Here is a 24,744-nt window from a genome sequence, read left to right as displayed (position 1 = left end):
GCATGAGGCTGGCTGGGAGGGGAGAACTCCGTATACCAAAACAGCCTCATTCCGATTAAAGCGGATAAGTAAATGAGGATAAGCCATGCTACCCTATGTTTTGATAAACTTTTCTTAATATGAATGAATGATGGCAACATGAACAATCCTTTATCATACGTTATAGTGGGCTTGGAGTTCGGATGTTGATTATAATGGTAGTTTTTTCTTTTTCCATTCCTTGAACCATAATTGAATATCGTTTCCTGGGGGAATATCGTATTCCTCTTTTAGTTGTGCCGTATGTTCTTGATAACACTCCATAGTCTTCTGTGGCTCGCCCATTTTGTCATACAGTTTCATTAGAGCAAATAAAGACTTTTCTTCTAACGGATAGAGATGGTGAATTTGTAAATAGGTTGTCAAAGCATCGCTATATCTCTGCTGATCCTCATACCACTGACCGACGGATAAAGCCGTGTTAAGCCACAACTGTTTAAGTCTGTGTCTTTCTCCCTCTGCCCACCAATAATCGTAATCTTGCAAATATTCACCTGTATAGCTGCTTAACTTCTCCAGATAAAACTCTAGGTTATCTTTCGAAACATCAATTGTTCGCGAAGAGGTGTCCCATATGGATACGTCCAAACTAATATGATCTAACTCTAACAAATAACCTTCATTGGCACTCTTTATCTGAAATCTTTTTTCATAGGGGGTTAGACTTTTACGAATATGGTAAATCGTTGTATATAGCTGTGAGTAGGCCTTGTCTATGTCTGTATTACTCCATAATAAGTCTACAATAAATGATTTACGAACAAGCTGTCCTCTATGCTGCAGTAGATACAGGAAAAGTTCCTGTGCTTTGAAGGTTCTCCATTGCATTAACGAAAATTGACCCGGTGATTGCGGCTCCTCAATCATGACTTGTTTGAACATTGTCATCCTTAGGGATTGATGCTCGTCAGGGTAATTCACACGGGGTGTACTTTTGCTGAATAACCGATTCATCGTTTTGGATAACCGATCAAAACGGACCGGTTTTACAATGTAATCCATGGCGTTTAATTCAAAGGCTTCCACAGCGTACTCTTGATAGGCGGTAACGAATACCACCATCAGATCAGGATTAACTTCCAGCAATCGTTCTGCTAATTCAATACCATTGATCTCAGGTAACTCAATATCGATAAACGCGATATCCACTTTAGTATGTTTTACTATATCTATGGCATCGTTTGGGTTTGTGAATTTCCCTATAATATCAAGGTTGATGTTATCGATTTTCATTAATTGAAGCTCCAAATAAGACAACGCTAACAGTTCATCGTCAATAAGAACAGCTCTCATGATAAAGTACTCCTTGTATAGAGTTTATTTAGTTATATCAATTTTATCATGGATGTTGAAAAACGGAATAAAAACTCGAAATATGTAGCGTAGCTATTCACATATAAAAGAGTTATGTACTTCTCCACTTCCATGGCTACCTGAAATAGACATCTTCCATATTGAAAAGATGATATACGAGAATTTCTGATGATCATTTCAATAAAATGTACACAACCGCCACGCGCTACCTAGGGCTTAGAATGGCTGTCCTGATTATTTAAAAAATATTGCTCACCTTAAAGTCATAAGATGAATTGAGGTGAATAATGTGCCCAAGAAAAAAAAGCGAGGTCGTGTACTTCGATATCTGCCGGGAAGAGGAAGTGTTTTTAAATTATCGAAGGGTGATTTTGTAGAGATTTTTATTTCATATAAGGAACTGGAGCGTTTTACAGAATTATTAATTATATCTTCGAAGACAGCACCTGCTGCTATATCGAGACCAACCCCTTTTAATATTAGCGCTCTACAGGAGAATTTAAGGGGTTTACTTCAATTCACAAATACATCAGTGTTTCCGGTCGCTGTTAAAGCGGAATTGCAATCTGTTCTCGAACTTACCATCACTGGAATAGAGATTGTCCCCTTTCCTAGACTCAATACATTAATCAGTTTACAAGATTTAATAGCTCAACTATTGCAAATTACGCTTCTTCTAAACATTTCGTCTCTTCATAAGGATCAGCTAGTTAGTGTGATCAGGTCTACAAAAGTGTCACTAATCATCGCATCAGTGGGGATAAGTGGCTCAGGATCACCAGATCCACCAGACCCACCAGGATTGACGAAGACTGAACCGTTCAATCCTTTTATTGCTAGTTCATATATACCTGGTCAAGTTGTTATCTATGAAGGTAGTTCCTACGTTGTCGATACTGTCGCTCCTTTAGGATTACCAGGCACATCGCCAGATTTTACATTGTTAGTAAGCAGTGGATCGACTGGAGTTACCGGATCAGCTGGAGTCACTGGAGTTACTGGGGCGACCGGATCAACAGTTTCAAGTATCTGAAAACACACCAAATACATCAGGAAGTTCATCGATACCCTTAGGAGCTTCACCCACAACTTTACAAACAATTACGATCACAGCTGTTCCATCTGGAAGTAGAATTTGGTTGACGGGGATTGTTGGTTGGGAGTCAACTGCGGGCACCACTGCACTACAATTCCAAATTCGCCGAGGGGCAACTATTATATTTAGCATTAATCAGCATGCAGTGGGTAACAACACTTTTGGAGCGTCGAGTGTTAATCATGTTGACGTAACGCCTGGAACTGGTAATGTTACGAATACTTTAGCTGCTTTATCAACAGAAGGTTCAGCAAATGCAATAGGAGGAATTACTTTTACTGGGGCATTAATTCAGCCGTAAGATTTTCGATTGAAATCAGATAAACAAAAATCATTTTGGTATGAAACTTGGTTAAGATTAAGGATTACTACGGGGTATAATCATTTAGCTCCGACGTACTGTTAAACTAACGGGAAACGAGAATTGAATATAGAAGAGAAGGTGGCTGGTCAGAGCGATCAGTTGCCTTCTTAAGCTAACGGGCAGGTTCGTTCCAATATGTGATGTCACTAAGCTAGACACTAGAACGAGCTGTGTGGTGAAATATAGGAGTACTAATTAAAAAGTTGAGGAGGCAACAAATACATAATGGTCAATGACTTATTCCGAAAAATTGGTCCATCTCTTTTGAAGAAAAATCTGGTAAAGTTAGCAGCTCAGTTTTTTATTTCAGCGATAATCGGAATTATATATGCATTTATGATCATTGATGAAACAATAGGTGGATATATTAACAAACTATTGCCGAGTAAGGATGGACCGGGTCTTCATCAATATTTGCCCATTGTGATCACAGTGTTAATTTACTCGTGTTTCATTCAAAGAAAAGAAAGAATTTTTCTGGAAAAAATCTCATTCAGTTGTCTTCATATTTTGATTGCAATACTGAGCTTTATTTCTTCTCTTATCGTCATAATGATGGTTCAATTCCCAATGATGTACTAAGAAATGATTACGTTAACGGGAATGATTAGTTGAACAAAAACAAGAAGACAGCCGATCAACGTTGAACTGTACCTCTAATTGCCAGGTGATACCTAACAACAATTGGAGTGCAGTTCATTTAGGATCGGCTGCTTTTACTCAACTGAAGTGCTGAGTATTATGTAGATGGATAGTCGAGAGACAGAAACTTAAAGCTTTCTCAACTCATGCAAAATGTCTTCCGGATCCATTCGCTGCATAAAATCTGGATTGACATAGGCGGAACGAATAATACCCGATTCATCGATCATAAAGGTGGAAGGAATAGGTAGGACCCAGCGGTCCATGGCATTGTATTCCGTTAGGTCCATGCCGACCTGTTTCATAATGTTCTGGATGTAGTCCGGAACGTCGTAAAGAATATTATAGAAAGCTGCCACGAGACCGTTTGTGTCGCTAAGCACTTGGAAGGACAGTTCTTCTTTTTCTTGTTGGGAAAGTGTGTTGTCCGGACTTTGTGGACTGACTGCGATCAGCTGGCCCCCAAGGGCTTCAATATCCGGAAGCAGCTTCTGATAGCTCTTCAGTTGAGTGTTGCAGAACGGGCACCATCCGCCCCGGTAGAAAGTTAGGACAACGGGTCCTTTGGACAATTCGTCATAGAGATTAACCGTTTCTCCCAAAGGATTTTTGAGTGTGAAGTCCTTGGCTTTCTGTCCCTCCTGTCGGCCATAGGCTATGCCCGACTCCTGCTGCTCCTGAATTTGTCGGAACATCTCCGCTTGGATCTCCAAAGGGGTATGCGTTATAAATTCCTGTTTGGCTGTAGCTAAGGCTTGAGTTAATGACATGTGTATTGCTCCTCCTTATTAATTGAAAATATCATCTCAGTATTTCCTTCCCACTCTTAGGCTGATATCTCAGCTGATAGGTCAGACATCTCAAGCCTGCTTTGCCTGCGCAAATGGATGATTTGGGCTGTCAAACCAACGATTAGAATGACGAAGAGACTGGCTTGAGCGCCGAGAAGAATTGGCGAATTCAATTCAGTAACTATGGGGTTGCCATCTGGAACACGACGCAAAATCTCGGAAACAGTTGGCACCATTAACAGAAACGCTGTCAGGCTGAGGGAGATTGTTTCAAGGTACTTGCCCGCACGCCCAAACCTCGAAATATACCCGGTGCCGTATCCGACGAGCAGCAGCAGAATCGTTGCCGCACCAATACCATAGCTGGCTGACTGATGAGCGATGGGGAATACCGTGATAGAGCCGATTAGCATCGAAATAAAATAAACGACACCGGGCCGTGATCGTGGAACAATCCGTCCGTAGCGAGCAAACATATATATAGCTAGTGGAATGGCTGGCAAGCTGCTGAGTGTATGCACCCAGCCGAGTGATGAAATTCCAAACATAGATCTCTCCTTCCAGTCCTTAAGGACAAAGGGGGGTTATTTTGTTCTGCTGATTGATAGTTTTACACGTATGCTATAACATGTCTTCTTCGTAAACTGCGGACATATCATGAACAATACGTGGCCTCCTTCCTAAATAATTTTGGATTGAGAATCTGTAGTTTTCACCATTGGACCAATTACAATGGAAGCGCGAGTCGTTCCAGGAGCGGGCCTGTCACAAAGCTGAATTTATTCGGATCGCCATAGGCCCGCGCCGTAAGCATAGCTCCGTGAATTGCCGCCATGAAAGCTTCGGCCTCGGCATGCGGGGTATTCCTAAGTTGAAGTTGTCCAAGCTGCGATCCGCGATCCAGCACGGACGATAACCACGTTGATAGATACTGGAAATGGGCCCGAACCTCAATGGCAACCTCTTCGGGCAGGAGGGGGAGCTGACTTGCCAACAGCGCGCAGACACAAATCGGAGCGCTAGCGTCCGCAATGCAGGCTTCCCAATAGCCGGCGTAGCGGCGAAGCTGTTCTAGAGCATCGGATACATGGAGTTCAATATTCTCCAATCCGGCTTGAGCTTCTTCTCGATATTGCGCAACCAGTGTTCGAACCAGATCGACCTTGCTTGGGAAATGGTGATGGATGCTCGCCTTACGAATCCCAACCACTTCAGCGATGTCGGCATAACTGAAACCGTTGTAACCGCCAGCGATGATCAAAGAACGGGCACAAGTCAGGATGTCATTAGAGGTAGTAGGTAAATTTTTCATATCTTTATTCTACCTACCAGTAGGTAGGTTGTCAAGTGACTCCTATAATTTTAAATCCTGACTTCTTCAATTCTTAGATTATTGCATATTTGTCGAGAGACAAGAACTTGTACGATTACGCATGCTTTGTCATAACCGGAATTGGAAGCAGAGACTTTATTCGGGAGTCCTCAGTTTTCTGCCATCACGGCAATAATCTGCTGAAATGCCTGTTTTGCTTCAGGGATTGGATAGAGAGGGAACACATGGGATATTTTGGAATAATCATTAGAAATGGTGATCAATCCCCAATTCCTGCATTTTTACATGCCATAGGAGACTATCTGGATAACCTCCCTCATAAGTTCCCACAAAAAACGTTACTTTTGCTACATTGGTAAAATCACGAGCTTTTGGGCAAACGTTAATGAAATATTTCCCCCTGCGGAATCGCCCATAATTGTAATTTGTTGTGGAGAATCAACAGATTCCAAAACAGTTCGGATAGAGCTCTTCTACTAATTCAGATGTCTCTACATACGTATGTTGGGGGGCTTTGGGATAAATGGGGGCCACAATTTTGGCATCAACAGCCTGGTGCGAGACTTATCAAATACAATTCTTTTCTTTACTTGTGAGAGGTTCAAGACGTATAATCCGTTGAGACATCAGAGCAAAAAGAGGGGAAAAAGGATTATGAATAACGGGTTGGTCAACGCTATTATCGCGTATATCATGTGGGGGATTCTCCCGCTTTATTGGAAGTTGTTTAGCGAAGTTCCGGCAGGCGAGATTCTGTCGCATCGGGTTGTATGGTCGTTTGTTTTCATGGGTATTCTGGTAGCCGCCCAGCGCCGCTGGGGTGACATAAAGCGGATTGCGACTAATCGCTCGCTCCTGCTGTCGCTCGCCACAAGCGGACTGCTGATTGCTGCCAATTGGCTCATCTTTATCTGGGCAGTCAACAACGGGCATGTCGTTGAGACGAGTCTCGGCTATTATTTGAACCCGTTGCTGAACGTGTTGTTAGCGGTTCTATTCCTTCGTGAGAAGCCAAACCGCGGTCAATGGCTTGCGATTGCCATCGCTGGTGCAGCTGTACTCATCATCGCGATTGACTATGGGCGGTTTCCGTGGGTCGCGATCTCGCTGGCTGCGTCATTTGGTTTGTACGGCCTGGCGAAGAAGAAGATCAAGCAAGACGCTTCTATAGGCTTATTCTCAGAGACGGCTGTAGTCCTGCCTGTTGCGCTTGGTTACTGGATCTATTTGGCCGTTGTGGGGAAAACAACGGCGTGGACGCTGCCTGCGCCGACGTTCATCGAACTGCTTCTTTCCGGTGTAGTCACGGCGCTGCCGCTGCTCTTTTTTGCGCGAGCAGCCGCCCGGATGTCCCTGTCTACGCTTGGCTTTGTTCAATATATTGGGCCGACGATCATGCTGATACTGAGCATATTCGTATTCAAGGAATCGGTCTCGCCGGTTCTGCTCGTTGGCTTTGCGCTCATCTGGACAGCGCTCGTCGTATATGCTACAGCATCGATTCGCGGCACGAAACTCGCGAAGGCGAGCTGATGTCACAGGATCCCGGTATCATCAAAATGGCTCTTTCCGCCTTATCGGTCGGAAAGAGCCATTTTTTTTGTTTATGGTGTTATCTGCCGCACCCTGAGCACACTACGTTGACAGTGACTAACCCTAGCTTCGTCCATCCTTGACGCTTCGAACAAAAGCTTCCGAAAGGCACTTATATGATTGAAAAGAAAGATTTTTAATCCTCTGAAAATGTTTCCATTTATAGTATGATAAGACTATCGCTAGCTTCTTCAAACATGGCCTGTATCATCTCTGCGGCTATCGGGCAAAGGCCATATCGGAAAGATCACGAAGACCATCCTATAGATAAAGATAAGGAGACCCAAATATGACCGTAACTTCGATTATCGAACAAATCCGCATTATCGAATACGATCCCTCCTACGCTGCCGCACTCGCTGATATGTGGAACCGCAGCAATGAAAGTTGGGGAGGCGGAACCAACCAGAGAACGGAAGATACCGTTCGTCGGGAGATGGAGAGTTCGTCCAATCTCAACGCGTTTCTCGCTGTTCATGAGAATGAGGTTGTTGGTTTTTGCAGTTTTGCGCACTACCGCTATGACGAGAATGCATTGTATGTACCGCTATTGAATGTTCGTCCCGATTATCATGGCTACAAGGTTGGACGTAATCTGATCCTGAACGCCGTTCGCAAGACCGTGGAAGCGGGATGGCCCCGCCTGGATCTGTTCACGTGGGCAGGTAACACCAAGGCTGTACCGATGTACAAGAAATGCGGGTTCTTCTGGGAGAAAAAAGATGATAATGTGCATCTGATGAATTTTATCCCGACCATTTTGCAGACGGAAGCACTTGCACCTTATTTTGAGGAACTGGATTGGTACGCAGACAGCACGCGTGAACTCGTTATCGAGCCGGATGGCCGACGGGAGCGTGGTTTCGATTTCTTTGATTATTCCTGGCAAAAGGGAGATATCTCCTTGCGAGCCGAATTCGAGAAGTCCGGTCGAGGGCTTACAGCTCTCGAAACACCAGATTACGAAATCTTCACAGAGATCGACGATCATGATCTTGTATTTGGTTCCGAATACAAGGTTCGTTACCGGATCACGAACCGCTCAACTTCCGAGCTGAAGTTCGAGATCAAGGGTCACGACAACAAAAATATTCGTTTTGCGCTGGACGATGCGAGAGCTGTTGCTCCGGGAGAAACGGTATACGTGGAGGGGGCGTTCCACCTTGACCCGGTTAAGGAGGAGCAGAGTCAGAATAAGACCCATCCCGTTGTTGCGAGCACATGGCTGATCGGTGGCAGAAAAGCCGAGTTTCGTATGGGCGTTGCCCCGAAATTTCCGGCTAAGATCAACACGGTGTTGCCTGTAAAAGAGCTCTATAAAGGTATCCCGGCTGAGCTATACCTGAACGTGGATAATAATTTTGATTCCGAAGCGGAGTTCTCTTTTGACCTGCCGGAAGACGAATTTCTGGAGTGGGCAGAACGTTCGGTAAGCTTCACGGTCCCTGCAAAAGGTAAAGCATCTGTACCGATAGCCTTTACATTACATTCGTATGGACTTTATTCGCAAGAAGTCGAGGTAACGGCTGTTCCGACAGATAAACAGGCGGTATCTTTTACAACCAAGCTGTCTGTGTTGATGAAGGGGACAGAGGGACGTTATGGGGGGGAGAACGGAGACCAGTGGGTAGCTGTAAACGGCGCATTCTCTCTCCATATGGGCAAGCAGGATAATATCATGTGGGTTGAATACCCTGGGTCCCGTCACACGTTTTGGTGGACCTATCCGAAGCTGGGCAAGCCGTACGCAGAGGAGCTGTCCAAAAAACAAGCGAGAGAAGTGAAGATTTATCCCGAGGGAGAACGGCAGATTTTCGAGGCCATCTATGACTCGGAGGACTTCCCTGGCTTACAGATCAAGTCTGTCGTCAAGCTGTCTGCGAGCGGAATTGCCGAATTCCATCATGAGATTGAAAATACACGAGGCACAGCATGGGAAGAGGACTTATTTCTGATGAACAATTTTGGATTTTTCGGAAACGGGTTAATCCTTCCTTATCAGGGCCGATTTGTGGATATGGGTGATGATTATGCAGGCGATCCGAATCACTGGGACAGTGCGCAGATTACGGAGAACTGGCTGTTCTGCAAGGAAGAGTATGGTGCATGCGGCATCTATTGGGACCCTTCCCTGAAGCTGATCCGGCCAGAATACACGCTCGGGTTGCAGCATGAGATTGGACGTTTGGAGGCGGGAACTGTGGCGCGTACCAAGGAAACCGTATTTGCCCTGAACACCTTTGCCAAATGGTCGGATTTCCGGGCATTTGCCCGGAAGCAGCGTAACCTGGTCCTCCCATTGTTGGATAGTCACCTTGATCTGACGCTGAGTGGCGGTAATCCATTTACCCCAGAAGTGTTAAAGGTGGAGTTGAACGAACGTAAACTGGTTCCGCTCGCTGGCAAGCTGGAGCTATATGTGCAGTATGGCGGCGAACCGGAGTACATGGCAACGGCCACGGAATTCAATTCGGAACAGCAGTTGGATACGGCAAAGGTGGAGTTCTCCCCTGAGAAAACGAATCTTCATGACGAGCACGGAAGTGGTTGGAAGGTCCGTGGGGTATACCGTGGGGAGGATCGAATTCAGGAGCGAACGGCCCTCTGGTTTCCTCAGACTGGAACAGATGTTGAACGTGTAAGTGAAGAAGGACCAATGGGGACTTTGTACACCGTGAACAATGGCGTATTATCTATTGCTGTGGCTCCGAACTTCGGAAGCGTTGTACACTCTCTGAAATATCAGGGGGAAGAATGGCTGGATAGCTCGTATCCTGAATCGGCACCACGTTCGTGGTGGAATCCGTGGTACGGCGGACTGGGTGTGGGCATTCCCGGCATGAACGGTTTCAGCCGCCAATCGGAATCGAGAGCGGCCTCCTGGACAGAACAGAAGGATCAATCCGGCAACGTTTGGAAGGGCGTAAGGCTGACCACCCGAATTGAGAAGCATGAAATGAATCGAGGCATCACGATTCATCAGCACTATCTGATGCTGCCTGGCGTTCCCGTGCTCTGTACACTGCTTGCCGTAACCAACGAAAGCGGCTTGATGCTGACGAATTATTCCCTTGCAGAGGAGCGTTTTTTTCAACCTTCACCTGTGTTTGCAGAAGGTTGGATAGAGCAACCGGGCAAAGATCGATTCCCGCTTGGCAAGGTGGATGTGGGCCTGCCACTGCAGGATATTTTGCGAACAGGATCAGTTTCGCGTAAACACATGCTTCATGCGGTGAACCGTTATCCAAATCAGAGTGCGTGGGCTTTTGCCAACAATCAAGTCACTGGTCAAAACGTGAATCATCATCTGACACTCCCGAACGGGGAAACGGTCTGGACAGAGCCGACCTATCTGATCTTGGGGCAAATTCCTCTGAATTCGGAGGATCTACATGGCCTTTTGCAGCTAAACTTTGCAACTTCAAAAGGCGAAAAGGAGGCTTAACATGCCGATTATTGATATTCACATTCATCTGTCGGACATTGACAGCTTTCATCGAACGGCGATCGATTTGTCCAAAGTGGATTATTCTGCCGCTGGCCTCAAGGCGGAGTTTGATAAGAACGACGTTATTCTTGGCATCGGTATGGGGGTTACGGAGCAGACGAAGGGAGCATTCCCGGATTCCAGTTCACCCAACCCGATGGGACTTGATTTGGAAGAAACAGTTCCGCAATTCCTCATGGAATGCGTCGGCATTAATCCAAATCACCTTGGTGGTGAACACGCTCAGGACGAACTGGACCGGATAGAAGCACGACTGCAAGCTCCTGAGGTAGCTGGGATCAAGCTATATGCGGGATACTATCATCACTACGTGTATGACAAAATCTACACACCGGTCTATGAACTGGCAGCCAAGTATAACGTCCCTGTAGTCATTCATACGGGGGATACGTACTCCATGAATGGATTGCTCAAGTATGCACATCCGCTGACCGTGGATGAATTAGCCTTTCAACAGCGCGGCGTGAATTTTATGATCTGTCATTTGGGCGATCCTTGGGTGATGGATGCCGCTGAAGTAGTTGCGAAGAATCCTAACGTTTACGCAGATCTGTCTGGCCTCGTTGTGGGTGATCGCCCCCATTTTGAACGGTTTATGAACGAACCCTTGTTCATGGATCATTTCCGCCGGGCGCTGGTATATTCGGATCATTATGAGAAAATGTTGTTCGGGACTGACTGGCCGCTCGCGCCGATCGATCTTTATGCCGAATTCGTCCGCCGACTTGTGCCGGAGCAGCATCATGAGAAGGTATTCTACGAGAATGCTTTTAGTCTATTTCCACGCATTGAACAGCGAATTGCAGATCTGGGTTAAGCACCAGTTCATGATTATCATGAAGCTCCTGCTACTTCTGGTGGCAGGAGCTTTTTTGTCCGGCAAAAGAGTGAATTCAGATCAACCTGTGATTGATTCATACTCATCTGAATCAATAGTTGTCGAAGAAAATGGAAGCATATCGTAATATCTATTCCGATAAGGCATTGCACGCTCAATTTGTTTTTACGAATAAAGACAACTATAATAATGGATGCACAAAATTTCAGACATCTTTGGAGGAACATACGCTATGAAGTCTTTTCAATTTTATAATCCGACCCGGCTGATTTTTGGCAAAGGGCAAATTGAAGCACTAAAAACTGAAGTCCCAAAATACGGAAAACGTGTTTTGCTTGTATACGGTGGTGGAAGCATCAAACGGAGCGGGCTGTACGATCAGGTGCTCGGCCAGTTGAAGGAAATCGGAGCAGAGGTAACCGAATTGGCTGGTGTAGAACCTAATCCGCGTCTTTCCACGGTTCATAAGGGTGTAGAACTATGCAGAACAAATAACATTGATCTGGTTCTTGCTGTTGGTGGTGGAAGTGTGCTTGACTGTGGTAAAGCGATCGCAGTAGGGGCCAAATACGATGGAGACATGTGGGATATTGTTGTGCGCGAAGCAACTCCTCAAGGCGGACTCCCGCTGGGAACAGTTTTGACCATTGCTGCGACGGGTTCCGAGATGAACAACGGATCGGTTATAACCAATCAGGACACACAGGAGAAGTGGGCCTGGTTCAGCGAGTATTCCTTTCCGGCGTTTTCCATTCTTGATCCGGTGAATACATATACCGTACCTTTGGATCAGACCGTATATGGTATGGTGGATATGATGTCTCATGTGTTTGAACACTACTTCCATCTGGATACCAATACACCCGTTCAGCTTGGATTCTGTGAGACCATTCTCCGCACGGTAATTGAAACTGCGCCTCTTTTGATCAAAGATCCCGAAAATTATGAACTGCGCGAGACCATTCTCTATTGTGGAACAATGGCGCTTAATGATGTACTGAATATGGGTCTTGCCGGGGACTGGGCATCTCACAATATTGAGCACGCTGTGTCCGCCGTGTACGACATTCCGCATGGGGGAGGCCTTGCCATTCTGTTCCCGCACTGGATGAAGCATAATCTGGATGTGGACGTAGATCGCTTCAAACGCATGGCTGTTAATGTATTTAATGTGAATCCCGCAGGGAAGTCGGACAAACAGGTTGCTGAAGAAGGTATTGAAGCGTTGCGTACATTCTGGACCTCGATTGGTGCACCTAGCCGTCTGGCTGACTATGACATCGACGATAGCCAGATTGGTGCGATGGCTGATAAAGCGATGCGTTTTGGTCCATTTGGCTTCTTCAACAAATTGCAGCGTGAAGATGTGGTACAGATCTATCAAGCTGCATTGTAATGCAAATCAAAATTTCCATTCCCAACCTGTAGATGGGCCTATTCATCAAGGACGATCCTGTATTTCTCAGGAACGTCCTTGTTTTGGTTCCTTCTGTATGAATCTGATTACGTATTGATTATGGATTCGACAGAAGCATAAAATTATTAATGAATCCCTCTTCCTGAAGAAATATGGCTTCGACTTCTTGCGTTTTCAAATCATAGTAATAAATTCCTCTTTCATTATTCCCCTTTCCTTTCTCGCCTAGAAAATAGAAACCACTCCCATCTTTGGAGAGGAATAATTCACTACTTGCTTTAATCGGAAGATCAATTTCCTTTCTTTGTCCTGTATTGATGTTAATCATACTGTATTTAATTGGATACTTGTTAATATGCTCAGCCGTCGCAATGAGCATTTCGTCTCCTCTGGTAGATAAAGTCAAAATTTGCTCCTTATCTAGTTCAATGACTTTACGAGTCTGTTTGGAGATCGGATCTATCTCAATGATTGTATGTTTGGGAGGAACCATCGGTGTTTGCGTCTTATTGGACTCCTCCATACGATTATATTGCTCTTCTTCAGAATATTGGATGGCATAGGATTTTTTTGTTTCTGGATCATAGGAAATATCCCATGTCGTTGTGTCTGAATCGTGGTCATTCAATATAGTCATTTCTTGAGTTTCTTTATCATAGAAAATGACTTTGACAGGCCGTTCTCCCTTCTTAACAGCAGCCATAACCAATGTATGATCAACGGTATCCGGAATAATCGAATTGATTGCAAACAATTCGGAGCTTAATTGCTGGATTTTCTGTGTTTTTATATCATATGAAAACAACTCGTCCCCCTTATCTTTTCCAGCTCCTGAATAGTAGATGGTGTCTTCTGTTAAGGAAGCCACTGTTAAGGGGTATTGAGAGTTATAGGGTAAATCAGCCATTTTAGTTAAAGTTTTAGTTTGGATGTCATATGTGTAAACTCTCATTATCATTCCATCATTGGTATCTTTTCCATTAACATATTCGGTGTTTGTAATTGAAAGATATTCATGGGTTTGTGGACCGATGGTTTGCATATCGGTGGGGTTCACTTCTTCAATTGCTTGTTTGTCGGAACTACATCCCCCAATGAAGAGAAGGAGGGTAGTTATGACTAAAACGAATTTTGTGATTGAAGATTTTTTTTTCATGATTGAATCATCCTTTTCATTAAGAAGATACGATAAGGAGGCGAATATATCGCCCCCTTTATAAAATATCTTATAAATTAGAATGTATAGAAGTATCTTCCTTTAAACGAAAGGGAAGAAGACCATTTTAAGTCAAAAAGTTCTACACCAGTTTTCCAAATATCTAATGTCGCGTCTGGAAGTGCTCCATTATCTCTCTTAGTTACATTGGCAAAGACATTGTTATCCAAATTGCGCGCATCCAAAACTTGCTCATATTTAGGATTATCTATATCTCCTCTGGTTGCTGCATCACCTTTTTTCAGAGTGTTACTGTTTTCACCAGTTGTATCGGTAAAATTAGTAAATCGTCCTTCACCAAGAACAGTGCTCGTTGTAATAGTGATTTTATTATTGTTATCTCCATAAGTATAGGTTCCAGCTGCTTTTCTAGTGCCTCTTGGTAGTGCTTTATAAGCAGCTAAAGCGAAGTCGTTCCCTTGAGGGAAAACAAACTCCTTTATGTAACCCTCACCATCATATATAACCTTTAAACCTGGCTGTGGAAGAGGATTCTCGATTTTATATACGGGTAAATTTTTTGCTTCTTCTTTAATTTTTTCAACGAACTCTTCTTCACTTTTTAATTTTTCAAGATCCACTTTTTGTGTGATACTCTTTGTTGTTTGATCTTGATAGATGGAAGGGAGGTTTACTGGTTCACCCTTTTCCAGGATAACCATCTGATTGGATCCATCATACTCTAATATTGTCCCCGCCTGCATTCTGGTAGGAATTATACTAATTGACTCTTCCGAATAAGCGAAAGAAGCGACACTACCAACAAATAAGGATGCTGTAACTAATAAAGCTGAAACCACTTTTTTCATTTTTATATCTCCCTCTCAATTTTAAGTATATTTGAAAGCTGGCCAGCTATTCAAAACTCTCAATTATGGAAAAATAAGTATTAACATAAAAGAGTGTAAATTATTTTACAAATTAAGTCAATAAATAAAATATAATACTAGTTACATATAATTTTATTTTTAAATAGAGGATTATAAGATGTGAAAAAACATTTTTCAGTGCAAACGTTTTTCTTGCTGAAAGATTAGATACTATCTACCGATATAAAGTTATCCCATACAAAATTGGACACTAACATCGTAGAAATGGAAGGTGGATTTATTGTTTATCCCGAAGGCGAGAGAGCGCATGATCAACATGTCGTTCAGAGTCAAATTGCCGCTAATGATCAGTTTACTGGTAACCATCGTATTGGCGGTAACTGCGGTATTATCTTACAATGTAGCAGCCGTCATTACTCTCGAGAAAAGCAAGGATGAAATTAAAGCAACCTCTGATCGGATTGGTGCAGGTTTGTTCACCTCACTAACGTTGGAAGAACAGTCCACATTTCTCATTACAACACATCGCACATTCCAGGACCTGCTGGAAATTCGAAATAACGAAGGACAGAATGATGATGTTTTTTTCTCGGAAAATAGTGAACTCGCGGATAAAGCCAATGGGATATTGGCAGACAGCCTCACAGGGATGGAAGGCAACAGTGTTCTTATTCTGTTGGACCGAAAAGGCACCATTGTCGCAGCGAACAACCCTGAAATACTCGGTGAGGAACGCGCCGGCCGTACGTATTTTCAACAGGCAATGCAAGGGCAGAATGTCATCAGTGAGGGTATAATCTCTGAATCTTTGGGGACGCTGGGAACGGTCTTTGCAATGCCAATCTACAATGATAACAAGGAAGTGGAAGGCGTGCTGGCGTCTACTGCTTCAACCTCATTCTTCGTTGACCAGCTTCAGAACATCAATATTAATGAAGAGGGAAAAGTCATAATTCTGGACCGCGTAGGTACAGTAATGTTCAATTCGGCAGATGAAAAGATGGCGGGACAGAAGCTTGAATCTAATGAATATCAGTCACTGATTGATCTGCCTTCTAACAAGCAGTTGCAGCAAGGCGATGTGAGCACAGAGGACAAAGTCGTCTTTTATTCCAAAATTCCAAGATCGGACTGGACCATCATTGTTGAAGACAAACTAAGTGATGTGAAGAAGCCGCTAGGGGCAATAGCGAAGCAGATGTATATTGTCCTGTTCAGCGCGATTGCGGTGTCTGTTATCGCAGGTATACTAATCTCACTGCTGGTTACCAGACCAATCACGAGACTGACAGCATTGTTCAGACAACTTGCAGACGGGGATCTGACGGTGCAGGCCAAGGGCAAATATAGCGGAGAATTCAAACAACTGGTGGACAGCTTTAACACGATGGCGGCGGGCAATCAACAGCTGATTTCCAGTATGAACCATTCCATTAGCGTGCTGAAAACAAGTACAACTGAACTGGATCATTCCACCCAGCAGACCTCGACCTCCATTGCCGAAACCACAACAACGGCGTTTGAAATTTCACGAGCCATGGAGTCTCAGGCCAATGATACGGAAGCGATCGTGGATAAGTTCATGAACGTGGGCCATAAAATTGAGAACGTCAATGAGATGTCACAGTCGGTGAAGCTTAAGGCAGATGAGATCACGGATGCATTCAAGAGCAACCATGAGGTCATTGATGCACTGATTGCAGTGAATGGACAAAACGAGGCCGAAGTAGCCAACATTTCCAAAATTACAGTGCAGTTGGCTGAAAGTTCCTCGGGCATTCACCAAATTACGGGTACGATAACCGAGATTGCGAATCAGACGAAGCTGCTTGCACTCAATGCTTCCATTGAAGCGGCAAGAGCTGGTGAGCATGGACGTGGCTTTGCCGTAGTGGCATCGGAGATTCGCAAACTGGCAGAGCAGACTACATCACAGTCGGAGGATATCAAGCGGATTGTGATGCAGACAATTGATCATGTTGAGCAGAATAACCGGAGTGTACAAGCGATTGAAGCTATTGCCGAACTGCATAAGAGCAGTGTAGACCAGACCAAGGAAACGTTCAATTTTGTCACCCAAAATATGAATGAAATGATGAATCAGGTTCAAGCCATTGCCTCCGAGATTGAATCCATCGAACGCGATAAGGATGACGTCATTGGAGCTGCGCAGAACTTGTCTGCTTCGGGTGAAGAAGTGTCCGCATCCGTGGAGGAAGTAACCGCGACAATGGAGGAACAGTCCGGCATGACCGAGCATCTGTCAGAGATGGTACAGACCATCGATGGGTTGACCAAACAGCTTGCTGAAGCATCCTCCCGGTTCAAAACAAAGTAAACAAGCGCATGATGTCATTTGACATTAAAGGCATAATAAAAGCGTAACGATTCTGGTTCAGTTCAAACCAGAATACAATTCAACCTCCAAGCCTGTTTAGTTAAGGGCGAGGAGGTTTTATTTTTTTATAAAATAGAGACCCAATGACATCCATAGGAAAAATTATTATGGGAAAAGTGAGGTTAACAACGAAACATTTACTGTTATAGCAGTGTCTAAATAGGAAAGTATTGTAAATTTAGAGTGAGAAGGTGGGAACTTGATGCAAACACGAAGAAAAGTATTCATTGGCTTCATCGCATGTCTCTTATTCATTCCTTCAGTAGCTTCAGCTCAAGAAGCTCAACTGAGGGCACCAGTGGTCAAAGCAGTGAAAGTGAAAATGAAAAAAAACTGCCCTTCAGTGATCCTTGAACCACTTCAAACGCTCATAGACGAATATAAACTGAATAAAAAAGAAGAAAAGATCGAAGTGAGTATTATGCTTAGATATGATCTGAACATCTCCAAACAAAACTTTTTGAAAACGAAATTCTCTGCGTTCAAGGACGCTGTCACCGACAGGGAGGGATTCGGAGGATACAGTTTTTTTGCCAAGTTGACGATCACCGAAATAGAGGAAGTGAGTAAATGGGATGCAATCTCCACCATTTCACTCCCATCGGACACGGTGTCCATCTATTAATTAGGTTGAGTAGCCTTTTTACGCTGATCTAGGGGGATTTGGGAGGGTCAAATACAAATATTCATTCCATAACAGTTAATTGATGAGAAATCCACAGCAAAAGCCGGTTAACCCTTATGGGTGCCGGCTTTTGTCCTATGTGTAGTTTCAAGATCAGTGAGCTTATCGTACAAACCAACTGAGCGGCTGCGGCGAAGTGTCTGCGGTATCCCGAAGATCATGGACCTTGACATGATTGCCGTATATCATGGAATCACTGCTCAATCGGTAGGAAGGGAAACTGTTCTCTGATTGCAGGCGAAGGCAAGGCTCGAAATAGATCTGCTGCTGTTTGTTAATGAGAAAAGGAAGCGAATCGGACTCCATCCGAATGTCATCACTGTCAGGCTCGTTAACGATCAGAAGTACAGCAGTACCATCACATCCGCATCCATCGGTGTCATAAAACAGCTTGAAATACCCCGGCCGATCTCCCAGCATCGCGTTAAGTCTTGATTCTGCCAGCGGACTGACCTGAATGTTCATAACGTCGTTCACACTCCTCTAATCACCTTATGAATTCGCTTACAATCTAATATATGGAACAATGGTGTGAAATAGAAGGGGAAGCTGGCTGAATCCGATGAAAATTATAACTTGGTGGGTCATCCGACCGAACGGTTCAATTACCTGAATATCATCGGGGAGACGCTGTGATGGTGCCACGGAATGAAACCCATTTCATCCCGATTCCTTATCTGGTATGATAAGCAGGAAAATAGAGAAAAAGGAAGGTTCCGCTATGACACCGATCACCATATATGACATCGCCAAAGAAGCGAACGTATCCGTATCCACGGTCTCCCGGGTACTGAATGATACGGCACCCGTGCGTGCGAGCACGAGGGAGAAGATTATGTCCATTATTGAAAAACACCAGTTTCAGCCCAACGCACAGGCGCGCAGTCTGATCAAGAAGGAGACCGGCACGATTGCCATTATTCTACCGGACATCACGAATCCGTTTTTCCCGGAAGTATTCTGGGGTGCGGAGAACGAGGCACGCGGATTGGGGTACACGTTCTTTTTGTGCAATACCGCAGGGGATTACAGCCGGGAGTCCGAGTATCTGTCCATTTTGCGCGAGAAGCGGGTAGATGGCATTATTTTTCTAGGTGGACGAATCAACATGCAGGTCTGTCCGGATGACATGGCTCAGGAATTGATCGATATGGGCAAACGCATGCCGATTGTGTTGGTCAATGGCAATATTGCCAAAGGCGGATTCCATCGGGTGTATACGGATGAAGGCGCAGGCGCAGCTCTTGCAGCGGAACATCTGCTGGAACTTGGACACCGGGATATTGCTTTTGTGGGCGGGCTGAGGGAGTTGTCCACCACGATGGTCAAGGTCAGAGCCGTCCAAAAGAAACTCCGTGAACATGGGCTCGAAATTCCAAAAGAACGCCAGATGCTCGGCAGTTTTTCCATTGAAGACGGCAAACGTGAAATGGCAAAACTGCTGGATCGGGACAATCCGCCCACGGGGGTCATCTGTGTGAATGATTACACCGCTATTGGTGCAATCAAGGCAACTATTGAACATGGATTGTCGATTCCCAAGGATATTTCCATCGTCGGCTTTGATGATACGCCGCTTGCCAGCGCGGTAATACCCGAATTAACGACCGTATCCCAGAATACGTACCAACTGGGCAAGCTGGCTGTGGATGCACTGCATGAACTGATTAATCAGGGCAAGCCCAAGAAGCAGACGATCCTGCAGCCAGAGCTGATTATCCGTCAAAGTACAGGGCCTGCGTTACGATAAGGGTCCGATATATGGAAAAGAAAGCGTTGACATTCCCTCAAAGGGTGAAATATAATGAGTGCGTGAATGAAACCCCTTTCATAAAGTGGAACGGGTTTTAATTTCAAGGTTTATGAAACCCATTTCATGAAATGGGTTTCAGTAAAGTTCTTCCATTCATTATACTTAGGGGGCGTATCGTATGAGAAGAAATTTAAAGGTCATTTCGTTGTTGATGCTGGTCATGATTATGGGTCTGACAGCCTGTAGCAGCAAGGACAATGGCAGTTCAACTGGCGGGTCCGGCGGCAAAGTCGATCTTAGCATGACGATCTGGGGATCGGAGGACGAGAAGAAGATTTATCAAGAAAGACTCGACATTGTGAAACAAACGTATCCCGATATTAATGTGAAACTGAACGTCGTTGCCGGGGACTATGACCAAAAGGTTCAGACGATGATCGCCGGAGGAACTGCACCGGACATCATGATGATTGCCGAGAACTATCAGGCGTACGCCTCCAAAAACCAAATTATTCCGCTGGATGACATGATCCAGGCCAACAATGTGAACATGTCAGAACGCTATTCTGACGACATTGCCAACCTGATGAAATTCGATGGCAAACAATTCGGAATGCCTGACCGCGCAGGCGCGATGGTGCTCTTTTATAACAAGGATCTGTTCGACAAGGCTGGGGTGGAATATCCGACCAAGGAATGGACTCAGGAAGACCTGCTCGCTGCTGCTCAGAAGCTGACAGTGAAAGAGAATGGCAAAACGGTTCAATGGGGGTACTACCCTGGCAGCTGGTGGCCGCAATGGATGCAGCTGATCTACCAAAACGGTGGCTCCCTGTTCGATGAGAGCGGCAAACCAACCTTCAATACCGAACCTGTACGTAAAGCGCTGCAATTCATGAATGATCTGACCTTCACGCATGGTGTAGGACCAACACCAACCGAGATTGCCGACATGGGAAATATCGGTGCTGACCCATTGTTCGCCCAAGGCAAGATTGCCATGGAGACGACGGGATTCTGGAATATCGGTTCACTTGCCAAGGTGGAAGGCATCAATTGGGACATTTCTCCGATATGGGGAGAAACCAACGCATTCTTCAATGGCTTCACAATTACGAACGCGTCCAAACATAAGGAAGAGGCATTCAAAATCATAGAAGCGTTGACTACACCAGAAGCACAATTACCGATGATCAAGGCCGGTCAGGATGCTCCGGCAACAAAGGCAGGTCTGTCCAGTGATGAGTTCCTGAATGCCGAGTATGGCGGCAAGAAAATCAACATGGCTGCGTTCAGCGAATCCACCATCTACGCCGAACCATTCAATCCGCAATGGAATGAAATGATGAAGCTCATTAACGACAAGCTGGGTGTCTACTTCAACAATAAAGCCTCACTGGATGATACCGTGACTGAAATTCAGAGCGGACTGGAAAGAATCTACAAATAGATTGTTCAAAGCATAAATAGCATCGATAGGGGACAGACGGAATTCGGCATGAATGAATCCGGGTTTCGTCTGCTCGCTTCGTTATGGGAGGGCTTAACGTGAGAAAAAAGGACGGGAAATGGTTTTATATCTTCATCTCGCCTTGGCTGATTGGATTCCTCGGACTTACTCTGGGGCCGATCCTGTTTTCCATCTACATGAGCTTTACCAATTGGGATCTGTTCCAGTCTCCTGAATTCATCGGTGTGGACAATTACAAAAACCTGCTGACCGATGACCCGATCTTCTGGAAATCCGTAGGCAATACCTTCTTCTACGCATTAATATCGATTCCGCTGGGCATGTCCATCTCGCTCTGGATCGCGTATTACCTCAACAAAAAAATCAAAGGTATTACCTTCTTCCGCATCCTGTTCTATCTGCCATCTGTCGTTCCGGTGGTTGCAAGCTCACTGCTCTTTATCCATTTGCTCGCTCCAACGGAAGGGTTGATCAACCAGGCGCTTGCGATCTTCGGCATTCAAGGTCCTGCCTGGCTGCTTGATCCAAACTGGGTTAAACCAGCCTTGATCCTCATGTCGCTATGGGGCGTCGGGGGCGGCGTGGTACTGCTGCTGGCGGGTATGAAAGGTATTCCTCAGGAGCTGTACGAGGCCGCCGCCATTGATGGGGCGAAGAGCTCGCAATCGTTCTTCCACATTACATTTCCAATGCTGACTCCTGTCATCTTCTTCAATCTCGTCACTGGGATGATCGGAGCGCTTCAGACTTTCGCACAGGTATTTATCGTCACAGCGGGTGGACCAGACAATGCCAGTCAGATGGTCGTTCCTTACCTGTTCCAGAATGCCTTTCAGTTCTACAAAATGGGATATGCATCAGCCATTGCCTGGGTGCTGTTCATCATCATCATGGCGTTGACCCTGGTTGTGTTCCGTTCATCGGCGCTATGGGTGCATTATGAGGAGGGAAAAGCCAATGAGTAATCCATCCACTGTGGAGAAAACGATATCCTACATCTTTCTGATTCTGGTCGGGGTGCTGCTTGCTTCCCCTTTCCTGTACATGATCTCTATCGCACTGGCGAGTGACGCTACAACAGTAAAATCCGCCTTTACCTTCATACCGCTCGAATTCCAATGGTCCAATTTCTACACGATCTTTACGAATAACAATCTGGGTACGTATCTGAAAAATTCAGTCATTATTACCGTGATTACCATTATCGGATCGGTATTGTCAGCTTCGGTCGTATCTTACGGCTTTGCTCGGATCAAGGCGAGAGGCAGTCGATTCCTGTTCATTGTACTGCTCAGTACGATGATGATTCCGGGCGAAGTGACGATGGTTCCACAGTTCATCATCTTCCGTCATCTGGATTGGATCAATACATTCTATCCACTGATTGTACCGAGTTTTTTCGCCGGAGCATTTAACGTATTTCTCATTCGGCAGTTTGTCATGAGCATTCCGAAGTCGCTTGATGAAGCTGCGATGATCGACGGGATGGGGCATCCGGGAATCTACTGGAAGATCATTATGCCGCTCACGTATCCGATTCTTGCGGCTATCGCCATTTTCTCGTTTTCCTACAACTGGGGGAACTTCATGGGGCCGCTCATCTACATCAATGATCCGGAGAAAATGCCGCTCGCGCTCGGTGTTCAGCTTCTGACCACCGTAGGTGGCGGACAGATGCCGCCATGGAACCTGGTGATGATTGCTTCCCTGTTCCTGACCATTCCAATGGTGCTGGTGTATCTGTTCGGGCAGCGTTATGTCTATGAAGCGAATATCAGTGGTGGCAGCAGCGGAATCAAGTAACGGGAGGTGAACGCAGTGATGAAGCCAATCGTGCAAAGCAGGAACTATCTACGCCGCACAAGGGTTAAGGGCTGCATGAACCATGAATGACAGCAAGCACCCTTTCGACAATGTCAATCATAATCATCACAAGCAGCGCAGGCGGCGCAGCCGGAGTTACATCATGGTAGGTGTGGCCCTGGTCGCGCTGCTGGCGGGAGGAGGAATTATCATCAATCATTTTGCCAATGAATCATCCAAAACACTTGCATTCCAAGGAGAGCCGGTACGTCTGAAGCTGGACCAGTCCTATGATCATTTTGAAGGCTGGGGCACGTCGCTCGCGTGGTGGGCCAACGACCTGGGTGGCTGGAAAGATCAAGCAAAGGTCAGTGAAGTCATGGATCTGGTGTTTGATGCTCAGAAAGGGCTAGGTCTGAACATTGTCCGCTACAATATTGGTGGTGAGGAGAATCCGGACATGAAGGCACTTCGGCCCGGAGGGGATGTTCCCGGCTTTCAGCCTGAACCCGGTGTATGGGACTGGGAGGCCGATGCTGGACAACGTGCTGTATTACAGGGTTCTCTGGAACGCGGGGTGAACATTGCCGAAGCATTCTCCAATTCACCACCTTACTGGATGACGATTAGCGGCTCGGTTACAGGTGCTGTGGATGGAAGCAACAATTTGCGCGAGGATCAGTATGATGCGTTTGCCGATTATCTCACAGAGGTCGTGAAGCATTATCGCGATGAGTGGGGCATTACGTTCCGTACGCTTGACCCACTCAATGAACCTTCCTCGGACTGGTGGAAGAAAGGCAACATGCAGGAAGGCAGTCATTTTACCAATGAGAAACAGGCCGAGATTATCAAGAAGGTTGCGGCATCACTGCAAAGCAAAGGACTGGACGGGACAGTAATTAGTGCTGCAGACGATAACAGCATTGACGAGACGGTGCACAATTTCAGTCTCTATGATCAGGATACGCTCGATGCCATCGACCAGATTAATACACATTCCTATAATGGCAGCAAAATGGAGGAACTGCGTACTCTGGCCGAGCGTCACGGCAAGAAACTTTGGATGTCTGAGTACGGAACGGGTGGCAGCGAACCCCATAGTCATGAAGATATGACTTCCGTGCAGGAGCTCGCGGAGCGCATCATGTTTGATCTCAAAATTATGCAGCCTTCTGCCTGGGTGTATTGGCAGGCCGTTGAAGATGAAGGAGCCAACAATAACTGGGGCTTTATTCACGCCAATTTTAATGGAGAAGAGCAGTACGAGATGACCAAACAGTATTATGGCATGGCCCAGTTTACAAAGTTCATCCGTCCAGGGACAACGATTATTCCAACAGATGATGGACGATCTCTTGCTGCATACGATGCAGCAAATCAAAGACTCGTGCTGGTGATTCGCAATGAGTTATCGGCCGGAACCACGGCATTTGAACTCGGGGCGTTTGACCACAGCAGTACTTCTACAGCACAGGTATACCAGACGTCACCTGAACGGAACATGGAGCAGCTTGAAGATATTCCGGTGTACACCAATGGACTGGAAGTATCGACTGCGGACAATTCCATTACCACCGTTGTATTGGAAGGCGTAATGTTGCAGGCGAACTGATGGCATAAAGCAAATGAATTACAGGACATATGAATTCA

21 protein-coding genes are annotated in these 24,744 nt (G+C 45.4%); 14 read left to right on the top strand and 7 right to left on the bottom strand.

The window, feature by feature from the left end; translation table 11 throughout:
• Positions 1-189 precede the first annotated feature (189 nt).
• Complete coding sequence (locus MHB49_RS26215; protein WP_405153567.1) at positions 190-1,332, bottom strand: response regulator; 1,143 nt, start codon at positions 1,330-1,332, stop codon at positions 190-192.
• Positions 1,333-1,642: 310 nt separating this feature from the next.
• Between MHB49_RS26215 and MHB49_RS26210 the strand changes: the two genes are divergently transcribed.
• The 3 genes from MHB49_RS26210 (at position 1,643) to MHB49_RS26200 (ending at position 3,395) form a co-directional block, all read left to right on the top strand.
• Entirely contained in the window at positions 1,643-2,386 is a 744-nt protein-coding gene (locus MHB49_RS26210; RefSeq protein WP_405153566.1) for a collagen-like repeat preface domain-containing protein, read from the top strand.
• A gap of 106 nt (positions 2,387-2,492) precedes the next feature.
• Entirely contained in the window at positions 2,493-2,750 is a 258-nt protein-coding gene (locus tag MHB49_RS26205; protein WP_405153565.1) for a hypothetical protein, read from the top strand.
• A 288-nt stretch (positions 2,751-3,038) separates the two neighbouring features.
• Entirely contained in the window at positions 3,039-3,395 is a 357-nt protein-coding gene (locus tag MHB49_RS26200; protein ID WP_405153564.1) for a hypothetical protein, read from the top strand.
• A gap of 188 nt (positions 3,396-3,583) precedes the next feature.
• Here the strand turns inward: MHB49_RS26200 and MHB49_RS26195 are convergent, their stop codons facing one another.
• From MHB49_RS26195 to MHB49_RS26185, 3 genes are all read right to left on the bottom strand, one after another.
• A complete protein-coding gene (locus tag MHB49_RS26195) occupies positions 3,584-4,225 on the bottom strand; it encodes a peroxiredoxin-like family protein (RefSeq protein ID WP_405153563.1) in 642 nt (213 codons plus the stop codon).
• Between the two features lie 56 nt (positions 4,226-4,281).
• A complete protein-coding gene (locus tag MHB49_RS26190; protein ID WP_405153562.1) occupies positions 4,282-4,794 on the bottom strand; it encodes a hypothetical protein in 513 nt (170 codons plus the stop codon).
• A gap of 179 nt (positions 4,795-4,973) precedes the next feature.
• The gene (locus tag MHB49_RS26185; protein WP_247898879.1) at positions 4,974-5,558 is read right to left on the bottom strand and encodes a TetR/AcrR family transcriptional regulator; all 585 of its coding nucleotides are present in this window, start codon (positions 5,556-5,558) and stop codon (positions 4,974-4,976) included.
• A gap of 675 nt (positions 5,559-6,233) precedes the next feature.
• Here MHB49_RS26185 and rarD point away from each other — a divergent pair.
• From rarD to MHB49_RS26165, 4 genes are all read left to right on the top strand, one after another.
• Positions 6,234-7,112, top strand: a complete 879-nt coding sequence (gene rarD / locus MHB49_RS26180; RefSeq protein WP_405153561.1) for an EamA family transporter RarD — start codon at positions 6,234-6,236, stop codon at positions 7,110-7,112.
• Between the two features lie 349 nt (positions 7,113-7,461).
• Complete coding sequence (locus tag MHB49_RS26175; protein ID WP_405153560.1) at positions 7,462-10,617, top strand: GNAT family N-acetyltransferase; 3,156 nt, start codon at positions 7,462-7,464, stop codon at positions 10,615-10,617.
• Position 10,618: 1 nt separating this feature from the next.
• On the top strand, positions 10,619-11,497 hold the full coding sequence (locus MHB49_RS26170; RefSeq protein ID WP_405153559.1) for an amidohydrolase family protein: 879 nt from the start codon (positions 10,619-10,621) through the stop codon (positions 11,495-11,497).
• Between the two features lie 253 nt (positions 11,498-11,750).
• Complete coding sequence (locus MHB49_RS26165; protein ID WP_405153558.1) at positions 11,751-12,914, top strand: iron-containing alcohol dehydrogenase; 1,164 nt, start codon at positions 11,751-11,753, stop codon at positions 12,912-12,914.
• A gap of 118 nt (positions 12,915-13,032) precedes the next feature.
• Here the strand turns inward: MHB49_RS26165 and MHB49_RS26160 are convergent, their stop codons facing one another.
• Both MHB49_RS26160 and MHB49_RS26155 read right to left on the bottom strand, forming a co-directional pair.
• Entirely contained in the window at positions 13,033-14,091 is a 1,059-nt protein-coding gene (locus MHB49_RS26160) for a hypothetical protein (RefSeq protein ID WP_405153557.1), read from the bottom strand.
• Positions 14,092-14,168: 77 nt separating this feature from the next.
• On the bottom strand, positions 14,169-14,960 hold the full coding sequence (locus MHB49_RS26155; protein WP_405153556.1) for a hypothetical protein: 792 nt from the start codon (positions 14,958-14,960) through the stop codon (positions 14,169-14,171).
• Positions 14,961-15,288: 328 nt separating this feature from the next.
• Between MHB49_RS26155 and MHB49_RS26150 the strand changes: the two genes are divergently transcribed.
• Together MHB49_RS26150 and MHB49_RS26145 are read left to right on the top strand one after the other, a co-directional pair.
• Complete coding sequence (locus MHB49_RS26150; RefSeq protein WP_405153555.1) at positions 15,289-17,319, top strand: methyl-accepting chemotaxis protein; 2,031 nt, start codon at positions 15,289-15,291, stop codon at positions 17,317-17,319.
• A gap of 262 nt (positions 17,320-17,581) precedes the next feature.
• A complete protein-coding gene (locus tag MHB49_RS26145) occupies positions 17,582-18,004 on the top strand; it encodes a hypothetical protein (RefSeq protein WP_405153554.1) in 423 nt (140 codons plus the stop codon).
• A 162-nt stretch (positions 18,005-18,166) separates the two neighbouring features.
• On the opposite strand, the gene MHB49_RS26140 is transcribed toward MHB49_RS26145, so the two are convergent.
• Positions 18,167-18,529, bottom strand: a complete 363-nt coding sequence (locus tag MHB49_RS26140; RefSeq protein WP_405153553.1) for an iron-sulfur cluster biosynthesis family protein — start codon at positions 18,527-18,529, stop codon at positions 18,167-18,169.
• Between the two features lie 256 nt (positions 18,530-18,785).
• Between MHB49_RS26140 and MHB49_RS26135 the strand changes: the two genes are divergently transcribed.
• From MHB49_RS26135 to MHB49_RS26115, 5 genes are all read left to right on the top strand, one after another.
• Positions 18,786-19,814 (top strand): LacI family DNA-binding transcriptional regulator, encoded by a 1,029-nt coding sequence (locus tag MHB49_RS26135; protein ID WP_247898866.1) that lies wholly within the window; start codon positions 18,786-18,788, stop codon positions 19,812-19,814.
• 181 nt (positions 19,815-19,995) lie between these two features.
• Positions 19,996-21,267: a sugar ABC transporter substrate-binding protein gene (locus tag MHB49_RS26130; RefSeq protein WP_247898865.1), complete on the top strand. Its 1,272-nt coding sequence runs from the start codon at positions 19,996-19,998 to the stop codon at positions 21,265-21,267.
• A 98-nt stretch (positions 21,268-21,365) separates the two neighbouring features.
• On the top strand, positions 21,366-22,253 hold the full coding sequence (locus MHB49_RS26125; protein WP_379442998.1) for a carbohydrate ABC transporter permease: 888 nt from the start codon (positions 21,366-21,368) through the stop codon (positions 22,251-22,253).
• On the top strand, positions 22,246-23,091 hold the full coding sequence (locus tag MHB49_RS26120) for a carbohydrate ABC transporter permease (protein ID WP_072734634.1): 846 nt from the start codon (positions 22,246-22,248) through the stop codon (positions 23,089-23,091). Before MHB49_RS26125 ends, MHB49_RS26120 begins: the two co-directional genes overlap by 8 nt.
• 82 nt (positions 23,092-23,173) lie before the next feature.
• Positions 23,174-24,706, top strand: coding sequence for a glycoside hydrolase family 30 protein (locus MHB49_RS26115; protein ID WP_405153552.1), 1,533 nt, complete (start codon positions 23,174-23,176; stop codon positions 24,704-24,706).
• Positions 24,707-24,744 lie beyond the last annotated feature (38 nt).

The organism is Paenibacillus sp. FSL K6-0108 (assembly GCF_045040695.1).
Taxonomy (GTDB): Bacteria; Bacillota; Bacilli; order Paenibacillales; family Paenibacillaceae; genus Paenibacillus; species Paenibacillus pabuli_B.
The sequence above is the reverse complement of the archived record's forward strand: the minus strand, read 5'-3'. Positions and strand labels throughout refer to the sequence as shown.

Coding starts and splice junctions, on each gene's coding strand:
- MHB49_RS26175 (WP_405153560.1), top strand. CDS start 7,462: ATGACCGTAACTTCGATTATCGAACAAATCCGCATTATCGAATACGAT.
- MHB49_RS26135 (WP_247898866.1), top strand. CDS start 18,786: ATGACACCGATCACCATATATGACATCGCCAAAGAAGCGAACGTATCC.
- MHB49_RS26215 (WP_405153567.1), bottom strand. CDS start 1,332: ATGAGAGCTGTTCTTATTGACGATGAACTGTTAGCGTTGTCTTATTTG.
- MHB49_RS26160 (WP_405153557.1), bottom strand. CDS start 14,091: ATGAAAAAAAAATCTTCAATCACAAAATTCGTTTTAGTCATAACTACC.
- rarD (WP_405153561.1), top strand. CDS start 6,234: ATGAATAACGGGTTGGTCAACGCTATTATCGCGTATATCATGTGGGGG.
- MHB49_RS26130 (WP_247898865.1), top strand. CDS start 19,996: ATGAGAAGAAATTTAAAGGTCATTTCGTTGTTGATGCTGGTCATGATT.
- MHB49_RS26200 (WP_405153564.1), top strand. CDS start 3,039: ATGGTCAATGACTTATTCCGAAAAATTGGTCCATCTCTTTTGAAGAAA.
- MHB49_RS26140 (WP_405153553.1), bottom strand. CDS start 18,529: ATGAACATTCAGGTCAGTCCGCTGGCAGAATCAAGACTTAACGCGATG.
- MHB49_RS26145 (WP_405153554.1), top strand. CDS start 17,582: ATGCAAACACGAAGAAAAGTATTCATTGGCTTCATCGCATGTCTCTTA.
- MHB49_RS26115 (WP_405153552.1), top strand. CDS start 23,174: ATGAATGACAGCAAGCACCCTTTCGACAATGTCAATCATAATCATCAC.
- MHB49_RS26165 (WP_405153558.1), top strand. CDS start 11,751: ATGAAGTCTTTTCAATTTTATAATCCGACCCGGCTGATTTTTGGCAAA.
- MHB49_RS26195 (WP_405153563.1), bottom strand. CDS start 4,225: ATGTCATTAACTCAAGCCTTAGCTACAGCCAAACAGGAATTTATAACG.
- MHB49_RS26120 (WP_072734634.1), top strand. CDS start 22,246: ATGAGTAATCCATCCACTGTGGAGAAAACGATATCCTACATCTTTCTG.
- MHB49_RS26170 (WP_405153559.1), top strand. CDS start 10,619: ATGCCGATTATTGATATTCACATTCATCTGTCGGACATTGACAGCTTT.
- MHB49_RS26150 (WP_405153555.1), top strand. CDS start 15,289: ATGATCAACATGTCGTTCAGAGTCAAATTGCCGCTAATGATCAGTTTA.
- MHB49_RS26190 (WP_405153562.1), bottom strand. CDS start 4,794: ATGTTTGGAATTTCATCACTCGGCTGGGTGCATACACTCAGCAGCTTG.
- MHB49_RS26185 (WP_247898879.1), bottom strand. CDS start 5,558: ATGAAAAATTTACCTACTACCTCTAATGACATCCTGACTTGTGCCCGT.
- MHB49_RS26155 (WP_405153556.1), bottom strand. CDS start 14,960: ATGAAAAAAGTGGTTTCAGCTTTATTAGTTACAGCATCCTTATTTGTT.